Source organism: Streptomyces sp. NBC_01445, from assembly GCF_035918235.1.
GTDB lineage: Bacteria > Actinomycetota > Actinomycetes > Streptomycetales > Streptomycetaceae > Streptomyces.
The window spans coordinates 8,867,555-8,881,244 of record NZ_CP109485.1 but is presented as its reverse complement, the minus strand read 5'-3'; the positions used below and the strand labels follow the sequence as shown (position 1 = coordinate 8,881,244).

Annotated in this window: 14 protein-coding genes and 1 pseudogene; 9 read left to right on the top strand and 6 right to left on the bottom strand. The window is 71.5% G+C overall.

Annotated elements, in window-relative coordinates; translation table 11 throughout:
- Positions 1-79: 79 nt before the first annotated feature.
- From OG574_RS52835 to dhaM, 4 genes and pseudogenes are all read left to right on the top strand, one after another.
- Positions 80-203: pseudogene (locus OG574_RS52835) on the top strand (IS110 family transposase); the annotation flags it as partial.
- A gap of 234 nt (positions 204-437) precedes the next feature.
- Positions 438-1,430 carry a dihydroxyacetone kinase subunit DhaK gene (dhaK, locus tag OG574_RS40535; RefSeq protein ID WP_326777248.1) on the top strand — a complete coding sequence of 331 codons (993 nt, stop codon included), beginning with the start codon at positions 438-440 and terminating at the stop codon, positions 1,428-1,430.
- A 44-nt stretch (positions 1,431-1,474) separates the two neighbouring features.
- Complete coding sequence (dhaL, locus tag OG574_RS40530) at positions 1,475-2,077, top strand: dihydroxyacetone kinase subunit DhaL (RefSeq protein ID WP_326777247.1); 603 nt, start codon at positions 1,475-1,477, stop codon at positions 2,075-2,077.
- The gene (gene dhaM / locus OG574_RS40525; RefSeq protein ID WP_326777246.1) at positions 2,070-2,513 is read left to right on the top strand and encodes a dihydroxyacetone kinase phosphoryl donor subunit DhaM; all 444 of its coding nucleotides are present in this window, start codon (positions 2,070-2,072) and stop codon (positions 2,511-2,513) included. The genes dhaL and dhaM overlap by 8 nt, the downstream gene beginning before the upstream one ends.
- A 50-nt stretch (positions 2,514-2,563) precedes the next feature.
- On the opposite strand, the gene OG574_RS40520 is transcribed toward dhaM, so the two are convergent.
- On the bottom strand, positions 2,564-3,766 hold the full coding sequence (locus OG574_RS40520) for an RNA-guided endonuclease InsQ/TnpB family protein (protein WP_326777245.1): 1,203 nt from the start codon (positions 3,764-3,766) through the stop codon (positions 2,564-2,566).
- A 425-nt stretch (positions 3,767-4,191) separates the two neighbouring features.
- On the opposite strand from OG574_RS40520, the gene OG574_RS40515 reads away from it, so the two are divergent.
- Both OG574_RS40515 and OG574_RS40510 read left to right on the top strand, forming a co-directional pair.
- On the top strand, positions 4,192-5,178 hold the full coding sequence (locus OG574_RS40515) for a fibronectin type III domain-containing protein (protein ID WP_326777244.1): 987 nt from the start codon (positions 4,192-4,194) through the stop codon (positions 5,176-5,178).
- Positions 5,179-5,378: 200 nt separating this feature from the next.
- The gene (locus OG574_RS40510; protein WP_326777243.1) at positions 5,379-6,482 is read left to right on the top strand and encodes a Gfo/Idh/MocA family protein; all 1,104 of its coding nucleotides are present in this window, start codon (positions 5,379-5,381) and stop codon (positions 6,480-6,482) included.
- 10 nt (positions 6,483-6,492) lie between these two features.
- On the opposite strand, the gene OG574_RS40505 is transcribed toward OG574_RS40510, so the two are convergent.
- The 3 genes from OG574_RS40505 to OG574_RS40495 form a co-directional block, all read right to left on the bottom strand.
- Positions 6,493-7,032, bottom strand: a complete 540-nt coding sequence (locus tag OG574_RS40505; RefSeq protein WP_326777242.1) for a PadR family transcriptional regulator — start codon at positions 7,030-7,032, stop codon at positions 6,493-6,495.
- Positions 7,033-7,093: 61 nt separating this feature from the next.
- Positions 7,094-9,115: an NADPH-dependent 2,4-dienoyl-CoA reductase gene (locus OG574_RS40500; RefSeq protein ID WP_326777241.1), complete on the bottom strand. Its 2,022-nt coding sequence runs from the start codon at positions 9,113-9,115 to the stop codon at positions 7,094-7,096.
- A 140-nt stretch (positions 9,116-9,255) separates the two neighbouring features.
- A complete protein-coding gene (locus OG574_RS40495) occupies positions 9,256-9,522 on the bottom strand; it encodes a hypothetical protein (protein ID WP_326777240.1) in 267 nt (88 codons plus the stop codon).
- 68 nt (positions 9,523-9,590) lie between these two features.
- Here OG574_RS40495 and OG574_RS40490 point away from each other — a divergent pair, with 68 nt between their 5' ends.
- Entirely contained in the window at positions 9,591-10,055 is a 465-nt protein-coding gene (locus OG574_RS40490) for a MarR family winged helix-turn-helix transcriptional regulator (RefSeq protein WP_398380280.1), read from the top strand.
- Between the two features lie 29 nt (positions 10,056-10,084).
- On the opposite strand, the gene OG574_RS40485 is transcribed toward OG574_RS40490, so the two are convergent.
- Positions 10,085-10,804 carry a GNAT family N-acetyltransferase gene (locus tag OG574_RS40485; protein ID WP_326777238.1) on the bottom strand — a complete coding sequence of 240 codons (720 nt, stop codon included), beginning with the start codon at positions 10,802-10,804 and terminating at the stop codon, positions 10,085-10,087.
- Positions 10,805-10,998: 194 nt separating this feature from the next.
- Between OG574_RS40485 and OG574_RS40480 the strand changes: the two genes are divergently transcribed.
- Positions 10,999-11,631, top strand: coding sequence for a peptide deformylase (locus OG574_RS40480; protein ID WP_326777237.1), 633 nt, complete (start codon positions 10,999-11,001; stop codon positions 11,629-11,631).
- An 11-nt stretch (positions 11,632-11,642) separates the two neighbouring features.
- Here the strand turns inward: OG574_RS40480 and OG574_RS40475 are convergent, their stop codons facing one another.
- On the bottom strand, positions 11,643-12,434 hold the full coding sequence (locus OG574_RS40475) for a VOC family protein (RefSeq protein ID WP_326777236.1): 792 nt from the start codon (positions 12,432-12,434) through the stop codon (positions 11,643-11,645).
- Between the two features lie 206 nt (positions 12,435-12,640).
- Here OG574_RS40475 and OG574_RS40470 point away from each other — a divergent pair, with 206 nt between their 5' ends.
- A complete protein-coding gene (locus tag OG574_RS40470) occupies positions 12,641-13,666 on the top strand; it encodes an NAD-dependent epimerase/dehydratase family protein (RefSeq protein ID WP_326777235.1) in 1,026 nt (341 codons plus the stop codon).
- Positions 13,667-13,690 lie beyond the last annotated feature (24 nt).

Sequence of the window (13,690 nt, the reverse complement as noted above, 5' to 3'; positions counted from 1 at the left end):
ATGCTGACCGTTGCTGACCCGAGCGGCTCCAACATGCCTCTGACCTGCGGAGATAACTAAGCATTAGATCCTGGGCTTGAAGATCACCCAGGGAAAACACCACACCCCAGGCCATCCTCTGCCGCGCACGGCGCCGAGCCGAAGTCCTCTTCGCCATGCTCCGCGACAACACCTTCTGCCAACCACCCACGCCGCACACGTGACCAGGGCTCCGCGAGAGCCGATACTGCCGTGAGTGAGCGGTTGGGAGCGCCGGTCCGCAACTACACGCCCACCTGATACTCCGTCAGTAAAGTCAGCAACAGGTCAGCAACAGCCCCGCCAGAACCCGCTCCCAGCCGCCACGGACCGCCAAGATCGAAAACCTTCCAAACCCGCTTTGACCAGGGAAAAACACTGGCCAGAGGCCCAGATGCTTCGCTCACTTGGAGGTACCCATGAAGATGCTCATCAACGTGGCCGAGACCGTGGTCGCCGACGCGTTGCGGGGAATGGCCGCGGCCCATCCGGAGCTGCTCGTCGACGTCGAGAACCGGGTGATCGCGCGCCGGGACGCTCCCGTCGAGGGGAAGGTCGCGATCGTCTCCGGTGGCGGGTCGGGGCACGAGCCCTTGCACGGGGGGTTCGTGGGGCACGGGATGCTGTCAGCCGCCTGTCCCGGCGAGGTGTTCACGTCGCCGGTGCCCGACCAGATGGTGCGGGCCGCGGCTGCCGTGGACAGCGGCGCCGGGGTGCTCTTCGTTGTGAAGAACTACACGGGTGACGTGCTGAACTTCGACATGGCCGCGGAACTCGCCGAGGACGAGGGGATCCAGGTCGCCAAGGTCCTCGTCAACGACGACGTGGCCGTCACCGACAGCCTGTACACCGCGGGCCGGCGCGGCACGGGCGCGACCCTGTTCGTCGAGAAGATCGCGGGCGCGGCTGCCGAGGAGGGACAGCCGCTGGAGCGCGTGGAGGCGATCGCACGCCAGGTCAACGCGAATGCGCGCAGCTTCGGCGTGGCCCTGAGCGCGTGCGCCACGCCCGCCAAGGGCAGCCCGACCTTCGATCTGCCGTCCGGCGAGCTGGAGTTGGGTGTCGGCATCCACGGTGAGCCGGGCCGCGAGCGGCGCGCCATGATGACGTCCGGCGAGATCGCCGACTTCTCCGTGGACGCCGTTCTCGAAGACCTGCAGCCGAGCGACCCGGTACTTGTCCTCGTCAACGGCATGGGCGCGACCCCGCTGCTCGAGCTGTACGGGTTCAACGCCGAGGTCCAGCGCGTGCTGACCGAACGCGGTGTGCCGGTGGCGCGCACGCTCGTCGGGAACTACGTCACGTCGCTCGACATGGCCGGTGCTTCCGTCACCCTGTGCCAGGTCGACGAGGAAATGCTGCGCCTGTGGGACGCGCCCGTGAGCACGGCGGGCCTGCGCTGGGGCATGTGAGGCAGCCTGTCGTCCGAACCATCACCACCACGCAAGGAGATGACGTGCTCGACGCCGATTTCTTCCGACGCTGGCTCAACGTGGCCACCGCGGCCGTCGACCGGGAGGCGGCCCGGCTCACCGAACTCGACTCGCCGATCGGCGACGCCGACCACGGCAGCAATCTGCAGCGCGGCTTCGTCGCCGTGAGCGCGGTCCTGGAGAAGGAGGCACCGGCCACCCCAGGCGGTGTGCTCACCCTCGCCGGGCGTCAGCTGATCTCGACGGTGGGCGGCGCGTCGGGCCCGCTGTACGGGACGCTCCTGCGCCGTACGGGCAAGGAGCTCGGGGACACCCCCGAGGTGAGTGAGGCGGAGTTCGCGGCGGCGCTGCGGGCCGGCGTGGACGCCGTCATGACGCTGGGCGGGGCGGCGCCGGGCGACAAGACCATGATCGACGCGCTGGTCCCCGCGGTCGACGCGCTCAACACCTCCTTCGACGCGGCCGCCACCGCCGCCGAGCAGGGCGCGCTCGCGACGACGCCGATGCAGGCGCGCAAGGGGCGGGCAAGCTATCTGGGTGAGCGCAGCATCGGGCATCAGGACCCGGGCGCCACGTCGTCGGCACTGCTGATCGGGGCCCTGGTCGAGGCGGCCCGCGATGAGTGAGCCGGGGGGCGTGGGCAGCGGGGGCAGTGGTCAGGAGAAGGCCGTCGGGATCGTGCTCGTGTCGCACAGCCGCGCCGTCGCCGAGTCGGTGGCGGAGCTTGCGAAGGGGCTCGCGGGCGGCGGCACGGACGTCCCCGTGGCACCGGCGGGCGGCACCGAGGACGGCGGGCTCGGCACCAGCGCCGAGCTGATCTCCGGGGCCGCGCGGTCAGTTGACCGTGGCGCGGGCATCGCAGTGCTCACCGATCTGGGCAGCGCGGTGCTCACCGTGAAGGCGCTGCTGGCCGAGGGCGATGAACTCCCGGACGGGGCACGCCTGGTGGACGCCCCCTTCGTCGAGGGGGCCGTGGCCGCGGTGGTCACGGCGTCGGCGGGGGCGGATCTGGACGCGGTCGAGGCGGCGGCCGTCGAGGCGTACACGTACCGGAAGGTTTGACGTCCTCCCTCGCTGAAGCAGGGGGATTTCTAGTTCACCTTGCCTGGCACCTAGCAGGTGGCAGGGCTTACAAGATCAGCACTAGCCGGGTTGAGACCAGCCCGGACGAGCATCACGCGGGCGGAGTTCTTGTCCCTGGGGGACACGGTTCCGCACGCGGTGCACGTATACGTTCTCTCGGAGAGAGGCAGGCGATGCTTGGCTCTCGCATCGCAGTGCGCACAGTCCATGGTGGTGTGCGCGGGGTTGACGAGGTGCACGGCGCGGCCGTGTTTACGGGCCATCTCGACCAGGGCGCTCTTGGTCGCGCTGATCGCTGCGTCGGCGGCCTTGCGGGCCATCGTCGACTTCGCCAGGAACTTCGGGCGGAAGTCCTCTACCGCCAAGGCGTCGTGGTCGCGGACTACACGCTTGGCCCACTTGCGGACGGTGTCCTGGCGCTGCCGGGCCACCTTCTTGTGGAGCTTCGCCGCCTGCTTCTTGGCGCCCTTGTAGCCGTTCGAACCGGGCTGGCCCTTCTTCGGCTTCCTGCGGGCCATCATCCGCTGGTAGCGGGCGAGGCGCTGCGCGGCCTTGTGGCCATGCTCGGGATGGGGAAGGTCGTAGTCGTCGGATGTGGTGGTCGCGGTCTCCTTCACACCCCAGTCGATGCCGATCACGCAGCCGGTTTCGACAAGCGCCTGGGTGCTGGTGGCGACAACGAACGAGGCGTACCAGTGGCCGAGACTGTCGCGGTAGACGCGCACGCTGGACGGCGGCTCGGGCAGCTCACGCGACCACACGACCGTCGCCGCGATGCCGCCGGCCAGATGCAGACGGCCGTCTTTCACCCGGAAACCGCGCTGGGTGTAGTTCAGGCTCGGGTCGACCTGATGCTTCTTCTTGTACTTCGGCATACCGGCCCGCTGCCGCATCGGCAACCGGGCCTTGATGTCTTTCAGTGCCTTCGCGCGGGACTTCGCGGAGTCCCGTATCAACTGCTGCTGCACCACGCTGGAGCCCTCACGCAGCCACGCGTTCGCGGTACGGGCCGCGGTCAGCATCTTGTCGAGCTGCGCCGGGCCACACGGTGTCTTCTCGCCGGTGGCCTTGTTGTGCAGATGCACGGCCTTCGACTTGGCCACCGACTCGTTCCACACCCAGCGGCAGCGCGCCCATTCCGCTTCCAGCGCGCGGATGGCCGTGGACGACAGACGCAGCCGGAAAGTGTAGCGGGCATGCCCGCCACCTGCCGTCAACGCTCCGGTCGTCATGAAACACAACCTATATGGGAGGACTGACAGTTGAGCACAACCGGTCTCGGTGGGGGTCCTCATCATCACGCGGGGTGGACGCCGGATCGCCCCGACGACGATCCGGCCTTCTCTGCCCTGCTCCCCAGGAATCCGATACCTCCCCGGCCCAAAGGCCGGCGCATCCTCGGAGGAATCCGGTGAGCGATCCGGGGCGGCCGTTGGTCCGTCGCCCCGACCCGCCGCGTTCCTGCTGTCACCCAACTCACCCTGGTCCTCGCCAAGTTGGCGGCGACGAGCTTCTTCGCCTGTACCTCGCCCAGTCCATGCAGTCCACCGCTCCGGGTCCGGACGTGCACGACGCGGGCGACGCGCCACCTCTTGATGTGACCCCGTCACTCGTGGCATACAGGTCTGTACCAATGCTTCCGAACGGAAGGCCCGCCGTGCGACGCACCCCCGGACGCACTCCTCTGGCGTACGCGGCCGGCGCCGCCGCGCTCCTGTTCGCCACCTCGTGCGGCCTGCTCGGCGACGACACCCGGCAGGGTCCCGCACTCACGGCCCCCGCCGGCGTCACGGCGCAGGCGGGGAGCGCCACCTCCGTGCACGTCATGTGGAGCCGCCCCGAGGGCGACGCCGACATCAAGGGCTACACGGTGTATCGGGGCGCCACCAAGGTGAAGGAGGTGGGGGGCGAACAGCACATGGTGGACGTCGTCGGGCTGCGCCCGCAATCCGCGTACGCCTTCTCCGTCCGGGCCGAGGACGCCGATGGCACGCTTGGGCCGCTCAGCGCGAAGGTGCCGGTCACCACCCCGGCCGCCGTGGCCGAGGACCGGTCGGCTCCGACCCGGCCGGGAGCGCTGCGCGGCCGGGCGGACGGCGGCCGCGCGGCGTCGCTGTCGTGGGGTGCGTCGAAGGACGACAAGGGCGTCGTCTCGTACGACATCTACCAGGGCGCCTCAAAGATCCACAGCGTCGGCGGGGGCGAGACCCGGGCGCTGATCACCGGGCTGCGGCCGGGCACCGCCTACGCGTTCACCGTGAAGGCGCGCGACGCCGCCGACAACACCTCACCCGCGGGCCCGGCCCTGAGGCTCACTACCGCGAAGGGCTCCGACGAGGGTCCCGGCTCCGCGCCCACCGACTTCCGCGCCGCGTCCCGCCGGGCCGGCGGGGCGTACTACATCGACCTGTCGTGGACGCCGCCGCGCACGGGCGGCACCGTACCCGCGTACCGCATCTATCTCGACGGCAGGCAGGCGACCACGCTCGTCTGGGGCGACGCCCCGCCCAAGGGCACGGCGCGGAACAGTTTCTACGTGGGCAAGGAGGCCGGCGTCCGGCACCGGGTGCGGATCCGCGCCCAGCTGCCCGACGGGACGTGGGGCGCCTACTCCGCCGAACGGAGCGTCACCACCGGGTCCTGAGCAGGGTTCTCATGGCCGCGGGAGTCGGCGGCAGCGCCCGGTTCCTGCGCAGGCGTGGGGCACACCACCGGATCTGGGTCCGTGGCATCTCTGTGTCCAGGCCCGGGACGCGCCCTTGTCCGCTCCCCTCGAAGCGTCCTACCGTCTCCGCAGCCGCGCGGGAGCGGCCGCACCATCCACGCATCCGCCTTGGGGGCAGTGTGAGTTCGGGGCCGGTCGGTGTCGCCGTCGTCGGAGCGGGCGTCATCAGCAAGCAGTATCTGCGGACGCTGTCCGCCTTTCCCGATCTGCGCGTGGTGGGCGTTGCCGACCTCGACGCGGACCGCGCCACGGCCGTCGCGCGCGAGCACGGCGTACCGGTCGCCGGCGATGTGGCGACGGTGCTCGCCGTTCCCGAGGTCGAGCTCGTCGTGAACCTCACCGTGCCGGCCGCCCACGCGCAGGTCGCGACACGGGCACTGCGGGCCGGTAAGCACGTGTACGGCGAGAAGCCGATCGCCCTGGCCCCCGGCGAGGCGGAGAAGGTGCTCGCCGAGGCGACGGAGCGGGGGCTGCTCGTGGGGAACGCGCCGGACACGTTCCTCGGCGCGGGGCTCCAGTCGGCGCTGCGGGCGGTCGGGGCCGGGCACATCGGTGAACCGGTGGCGGCGACGACCGCGGTGCAGGGCCTCGGACCGGAGCGGTGGCACCCCGATCCGGCATTCTTCTACCAGCCGGGCGCGGGCCCGCTCTTCGACCTCGGGCCCTACTATCTGACCTCGCTGGTAGCGCTGTTCGGCGGGGTGTCACGGGTGGCGGCCTCGGCGGCACGCGCGCGCGAGGAGCGCGTCGTCGGGTCGGGGCCCAAAGCGGGGCAGGTGTTCCCGGTGGCGGTGCCGACGCATGTGTCGGCGCTCGTCGAGTTCGCGTCGGGGGTGCGGGCGACGTCGGTGTTCAGCTTCGACTCGGCGCTGCCGCGCATCCAGTTCGAGGTCACCGGCACGGAGGGCGTCCTCGCGGTGCCGGACCCCAACACCTTCCGCGGGCCGCTGAAGGTGCGGGCCAACGGGGCGGACGACTGGCGCGAGCTGCCGGTCGCGGGGCGCACCGACGGGCGGGGGCTCGGCGTGCTCGACCTGGCGCGCGCGATCCGCCGGGGCGGTGCGCCGCGTGCGTCGGGGACGCTGGCCCTGCACGTCCTGCAGACGATGACGGCGATCACGCGCTCGGCCGAACACGCCGAGTTCACCCACGTCGCCACCTGTCCCACGGCGCCGCCGCCCGTACCGGCCGACTGGGACCCGGAGGCGGCGACGCTCGTCTAGACGACAGGCCCTAGGACGGGTCGAGGCCGAGTTCCTCCAGGGTCTGTTCGAGCCAGCCGGCCCAGAACGTCTCCAGGTCGATGCCCGCGCGCAGCACGACGTGCTGCAGCCGGTCCTCGACGGCGTCGAGGCCGGGCGGGAAGTCGCGCCTCTCGATCTCCTCGTACTCCGCCAACTGCCGCCGGTGCAGGTCGAGATGGCGGCGCAGGTCGGCCTCGATGCCGTCCGTGCCGACGACGGCGGCGGCGCGCAGGCGCAGGAGCAGCGGGTCGCGCAGCGGTTTCGGGTCCTGGCTCGCGGCGGTCCAGCGGGCCAGTTCGCTGCGGCCCTCGGGCAGGACCTCGTACTCCTTCTTCTGGCCGCGCGCGGGCGTCGGCGCGGGCAGGGCCCTGATGTACCCCTCGCGTTCCAGGCGGCCCAGCTCGCGGTAGATCTGCTGGTGCGTGGCCGACCAGAAGTAGCCGATCGACTTGTCGAAGCGGCGCGTCAGTTCGAGGCCGGACGACGGCTTCTCCAGGAGGGCCGTGAGGATCGCGTGCGGGAGTGACATGGCTGCACCTTATGCGGAGGCGGTCACGCGGCCGGCGGGCCCGGCCACGTGACCGCCGGTCTCACAGCGCCGCGGCCAGCTCGGTGCCCTGGCGGATGGCGCGCTTGGCGTCCAGCTCGGCGGCCACGTCGGCGCCGCCGATCAGGTGCGCCTCGCGGCCGGCGGCGAGCAGGTCGTCGTACAGGCCGCGGCGCGGGTCCTGGCCGGTGCACAGGACGACGGTGTCGACGGGGATGACCGTGGAGCTGCCGTCGACGGTGACGTGCAGGCCCGCGTCGTCGATGCGGTCGTACGTGGCGCCCGCGACCATGGTGACGCCGCGGTGGCGCAGTTCGGTGCGGTGGATCCAGCCGGTGGTCTTGCCGAGTCCGGCGCCCACCTTCGAGGTCTTGCGCTGGAGGAGGTGGACGGCGCGCGGCGGGGCGGGCCGGTCGGGCTTGGCGAGGCCGCCGCGGCCCTGGTAGTCCATGTCGACGCCCCACTGCCGGAAGTACGTCGCCGGGTCCTGGCTCGCCTTGTCGCCGCTGTCGGTGAGGTACTCGGCGACGTCGAAGCCGATGCCGCCCGCGCCGACGATCGCGACGCGCTCCCCGACGGGCGCGCCGTCACGCAGGACGTCGAGGTAGCCGACGACGCTGGGGTGGTCGATTCCCTCGATCTCGGGGGTGCGCGGGGTGACGCCGGTGGCGACGACCACGTCGTCGTAAGCGTCCGGGGTGAGGTCGGCTGCGGTGACGGGGGTGTTCAACCGGACGTCCACGCCGTGCAGTTCGAGCTGCGCCCGGTAGTAGCGCAGGGTCTCGTCGAACTCCTCCTTGCCGGGTACCTTGCGGGCGATGTTGAGCTGACCGCCGACCTCGGACGCGGCGTCGAAGAGGGTGACGGCGTGGCCGCGTTCGGCGGCGGAGACGGCGCAGGCGAGGCCGGCGGGGCCCGCGCCGACGACGGCGACGCGCTTGCGCAGGCGGGTCGGCGCGAGGACCAGCTCGGTCTCGTGGCAGGCACGCGGGTTGACGAGGCAGGAGGTGATCTTGCCGCTGAACGTGTGGTCCAGGCATGCCTGGTTGCAGCCGATGCAGGTGTTGATGGTCTCGGAGCGCTCGGCCTGGGCCTTCGCCACGAAGTCCGGGTCGGCGAGCAGGGGCCGCGCCAGGGACACCATGTCGGCGCAGCCGTCGGCGAGCAACTCCTCGGCGATCTCAGGGGTGTTGATGCGGTTCGTGGTGACGAGCGGGATGGAGACCTCGCCCATGACCTTCTTGGTGACGAAGGTGTACGCGCCGCGCGGCACCGAGGTGGCGATGGTCGGGATGCGGGCCTCGTGCCAGCCGATGCCGGTGTTGATGATGGTGGCGCCGGCCGCCTCGATCTCCTTGGCGAGCTGCACGACCTCTTCGAGGGTGGAGCCGCCGGGCACGAGGTCGATCATCGAGAGCCGGTAGATGAGGATGAAGTCCGTGCCGACGCGCTCGCGGACACGGCGGACGATCTCGACGGGGAAGCGGATGCGATTCTCGTACGAGCCGCCCCAGCGATCGGCGCGCTGGTTCGTGGCGGCGACGATGAACTCGTTGATGAGGTAGCCCTCGGAGCCCATGATCTCCACGCCGTCGTAGCCCGCGCGCTGCGCGAGTTCGGCGGCGCGCGCGAAGTCCTCGACGGTCTGCTCGACCTCGGCGTCGGTGAGCTCGTGCGGCGGGAAGGGGCTGATCGGCGCCTGGAGCGGGCTGGGGGCGACGAGGTCCTCGTGGTAGGCGTAGCGGCCGAAGTGGAGGATCTGCATCGCGATCTTCCCACCCGCCGCGTGCACCGCGTCGGTGACCTGACGGTGCTCGTCGGCCTCCGCCTCGGTGGTCAGCTTCGCGCCGCCGGCCCAGGGGCGTCCGGCCTCGTTGGGGGCGATGCCGCCGGTGACCATGAGGCCGACGCCGCCGCGGGCGCGGGTGGCGTAGAACTCCGCCATGCGCGCGAAGCCGTTCTCCGCCTCCTCGAGCCCCACGTGCATGGAGCCCATCAGGACCCGGTTGGGCAGCGTGGTGAATCCGAGGTCGAGCGGGGTGAGCAGGTGCGGGTATCGGCTCATGGTGGCCCTCCGTGCGCGGCGAACGTCGTCACAGTTGTAGACGACGGCAGCTCGCTTTTGCAACAAGTTGCATAAGAGAGCTGCGCCACGTCGACGCGGCGCCGACGCACCCCGCCGCCAAAGCCCGGCCGGGCAGCCGGTCAGTCCGCGGCGATCTCCGCCACCCACCCGTACGGCAGCTCCTCACCGTCCACCGTCACGGCCTCGACGGAGCGGGTGAGCGGGTCGATCTCCACCTGCACCCCTTCGCCCTCGAAGCGCGGATAGCCGGACTCCCCGGACGACCCCGTGGCCTCGACGGACACCACGCGCAGGGGGTTGCCGTGCACGGGGTGTCCGTCCTTGTCGGCGAGTTGGGGCTTGACCAGAACTGTGTAGCGGGCGGGCACATCACTGGGGTCGCTCATGCTCAGGAGGCTAGCTCCGGGCACGGGAACCCGCCTGCCCGCGGCGCACCCCACCCCTCGGTTGTAGAATGCAACGAGAAGCGGGGAAAGGACAGCACGTGACAGACCGCGAGACGGCAGTCGAGACCATTCAGCGCGAGATGACGTCCTTCGCGCGGCGCGCCAGAGCAATGGCCGGACGGATGCACCCCGAGCTGTCCCTCGTGTCGTACACCCTGCTCAGCCACCTGGACGAGAAGGGCGGCTGCCGGGCGACGGACCTCGCCACGCACTACGCCCTCGACAAGTCGACGGTGAGCCGGCAGGTGACCGCGCTGGAGCGGGCCGGGCTCGTGATGCGCCGGGTGGACCCGGACGACCACCGCGTCCAGGTCCTCCATCCGACCGAGGCGGGCGCCGACATCCTCGCCCAGGTCACCGTCAGCCGCCGTCAGGCGTTCCAGGAGCGGGTGGGGGACTGGCCCGAGGAGGATCTCGTCCGCTTCGCGGACTATCTCCTGCGCTACAACGCGCAGGTCCGGGAAGACGCCTGAGCCACCCCGAGGACCGCGCGCGTCAGCGCTCAGCGGGCGGCGGCGTGGTCGAACTCCGGGACCCGGGCCGTCATGAACTTCGTGGTGCGCCGCAGCCGGAAGCCCAGGGACTCGTAGAGCCTGATGGCGTTCGCGTTGCCCGCCGCCGTGTGCAGGAACGGGGTCTCGCCGCGGTCCTTGATCCCCGCCGCGACGGCCAGGACGAGGCGGGCCGCGAGCCCCTGGCCGCGGTGGTCCGGGTCGGTGCAGACGGCGCTGATCTCCGTCCAGCCCGGCGGGTGCAGGCGCTCCCCCGCCATCGCCACGAGCGCGCCCTGCCTGCGGATCCCGAGATACGTGCCGAGCTCGACGGTGCGGGGCAGGAACGGGCCCGGCCGGGTGCGCGCCACGAGGTCCAGCATCTCGGGCACGTCGGCCGCGCCGAGGAGCACGGCCTCCGCGTCCGGCTCCGCGGCCACGCCGTCGTCGACGAGCTGCACGCCGTCCATGCTCATCGTGAGTTCCCAGCCCTCGGGCGGCGCCGCGCGCATCCCCAGTAGCGGGACCGTCTCGCCCGGCCCGGCGAGCGCCGCGAGATCCGCCCAGTCCCCGGGTCCGGGCTCGTCCGGCAGCGCGAGCCACGGCGTCACGTCGAGGGGGTACCGCACGATCCGGCCCCGCCACTCGGCGAAGTGCGCGTGCGGGCCGGTGAGGGAGGCGTGCGCGGGGTTGTCGAGCGGGTGGGCGGTGGCGGCGGCCGGGACGGACATACGGCGGGCTCCCAGGAGACGGCGGTGGACGTTCGGACTGGTGGAGCGGCCGTGCCGACCATGGCCGCCCTCTGATGAAAGCCCGTGTCACCGCGGTCTCATTCCCTCGCCGGGGAAATGTTCACGAGGCCGCAACGATGCGCGTGGCGCGGTGGACGTTGCCGACGCGTGATCCTTCTTGGCATGCTGGCGCGATGTCCCCCGTACCCCTGAGTGACCACGTCGAGGAACTGCTCGCGGGCGAGCACCCGTTGCCGGTCGTGGAGGCGGGCGACCCCGTGCTGCGGTCCCCCGCGCAGACCTACGACGGTCAGCTCGCGCCCGCGCTCCTGGAACGCCTGATCGCCGCGATGCGCGCGTCGATGCACGCCGCCCCAGGCGTCGGACTCGCCGCACCGCAGATCGGCGTCCCGCTGCGGATCGCCGTCATCGAGGACGCGGCCGAGGTCCCCGACGAGGTGCGGGAGGCGCGCGGCCGGGTGCCGCAGCCGTTCCGCGTCCTGATCAACCCGTCGTACAAACCCGTGGGGGCCCACCGCGCCGCGTTCTTCGAGGGCTGTCTGAGCGTGCCCGGCCTCCAGGCCGTGGTCGCCCGGCATCAGCACGTGCGGCTGCGGGGGCTCGACGAGCGGGGCCACGCCGTGGACGAGGAGTTCACGGGGTGGCCCGCCCGGATCGTGCAGCACGAGACGGACCATCTGCACGGCACGCTCTATCTCGACCGGGCGGAGCTGCGCTCGCTGTCCACCCGGAACGCGATGGCCGAGCGCTGGACACAGCCCACCGCGGAACTGGCCGCGGGCGCGCTCGGCTTCTCGATTCCCTGACGGATCCCGCCTCAGGTGAGGTCGGGCATCTCGCCCTCGGTCGTGCTCAGGTCGATCACCGAGAAAGCGGCGCCCTGCGGGTCCGTCACCGCCGCGAACCGGCCGAACGGGGTGTCCATCGGGCCGTAGTGGAGCTTTCCGCCGAGCCTGGTCACCGTGGCGACCGCCGCGTCGCAGTCGTCGACCGCGAAGTAGACGTTGACGTACGACGGGACCTGCGGCGGGAAGTCCTCGGTCATCTTGAAGCGGCCGAGCTGCGGCTGTCCGTCGAGCTGCCAGATGTTGAAGTCGACGTCCTCGTCGGCCATCTTCCGGACCTCGTACGGGAAGGCGGCCTCGAAGAATCCGTCCGTCTTCTCGGTGTCACGTGTCGTCACCTCGGCCCAGGCGTACGCACCGGGCTCTCCCACCTTCTCGAACCCGTCGTGCGTGCCCGGCTGCCAGAGGCTGAAGAAGACGCCGGCCGGGTCCCGGACGGTGACCATCGTGCCGAAGTCTCCGACCTCCATGGGCTCCATCAGCAGGGTGCCGCCGGCCTCCTTGACGCGGGCCGCGGTGGCGTTGACGTCGGGCGTGGCCAGGTACAGGTTCCAGGCCGGCGGGGTGCCCTCCATGCCCGGCATCTGCGGCGAGAGCGCGCCGACCCGCTTGCCGTCCGACTTCGCCTGGGTGTAGTTGCCGTACTCCTCCTGCCCCTCCTCGAACGTCCAGCCGAGGAGCTCGCCGTAGAAGCGCTTGGCGGCCTCCAGATCGGGGAACATGGCGTCGGCCCAGACGGGCGCGCCCTCCGGTCGTGCGGCCATGGCGCGAACCCTTCTTCCGAGTGGTGGTGCCGGGGGTGAGATGTTCCGGGCGACGGTGGTGCGTTTCGTCCCGGTTCCCCCGATTCACGCTAGTCGGGTACGAGCTGCCGCGCGATACCGAACTCCGTTCGCACAAGCCTTACGGAGCCGTGACGTACCGGCGGGGAGAACCCTCCCCGCGCCCCGTCCCGCATAGCGTGGGCGGCATGCGTGTACTGGTCACCGGCGGTGCCGGGTTCATCGGGTCAGCGGTCGTGGACACTCTCTCCGCGCGAGGACATGAGGTCGTCGTGCTCGACGTCCGGCCACCCGGCCCGGACGCACCGCATCCTTGGGTCGTCGCGGACGTACGCGACCCCGCCGCCGTGGAGTCGGCCCTCGCCGGCATCGACGCTGTGTGTCATCAGGCGGCGAAGGTCGGGCTCGGCAAGGACTTCGCCGACGCCCCCGACTACGTCTCCCGCAACGACCTCGGCACGGCCGTGCTGCTCGCCGCGATGGCCTCGGCGGGGGTGAGGGATCTGGTGCTCGCCGGGTCGATGGTCGTGTACGGGGAGGGGCGGTACGAGTGCGAGCGCCACGGAGTCGTACGCCCGGGGCCGCGCGCCGAGGCCGACCTGCGCGACGGCCGCTTCGAGCCCGCGTGTCCACGGTGCGGCGCCGCGCTGAGTCCCGGCCTCGTCGGCGAGGACGCCCCCACGGACCCCCGCAACGTGTACGCGACGACGAAGCTCACCCAGGAACACCTGGCGTCGTCCTGGGCGCGGGCCACCGGCGGCCGCGCGGTGTCGCTGCGCTACCACAACGTGTACGGGCCGGGGATGCCGCGCGACACCCCGTACGCGGGCGTCGCGTCCTTCTTCCGGTCGGCTCTGGCCCGGGGTGAGGCCCCGCGCGTCTTCGAGGACGGCCGCCAGCGGCGGGACTTCGTGCACGTGCACGACGTGGCCGCGGCCAACGCGCTCGCGCTCGAGACGATGAGCGACCGGCCCTCCGACACGTGCGTCGCGTACAACACGGGCAGCGGGGACCCGCACACGGTGGGCGAGATGGCCCACGCCCTCGCCGCCGCGTACGGCGGGCCGATGCCTGTCGTGACGGGCGAGTACCGGCTCGGCGACGTACGGCACATCACAGCGGACCCGGCCCGGCTCAGGGCCGAGCTGGGGTGGCGCGCCGAGGTGGGGTTCGAGGAGGGGATGACGGAGTTCGCCAAGGCCGAGCTGGGGTGAGGTGAGTGAGGTGACAGCCCCGGC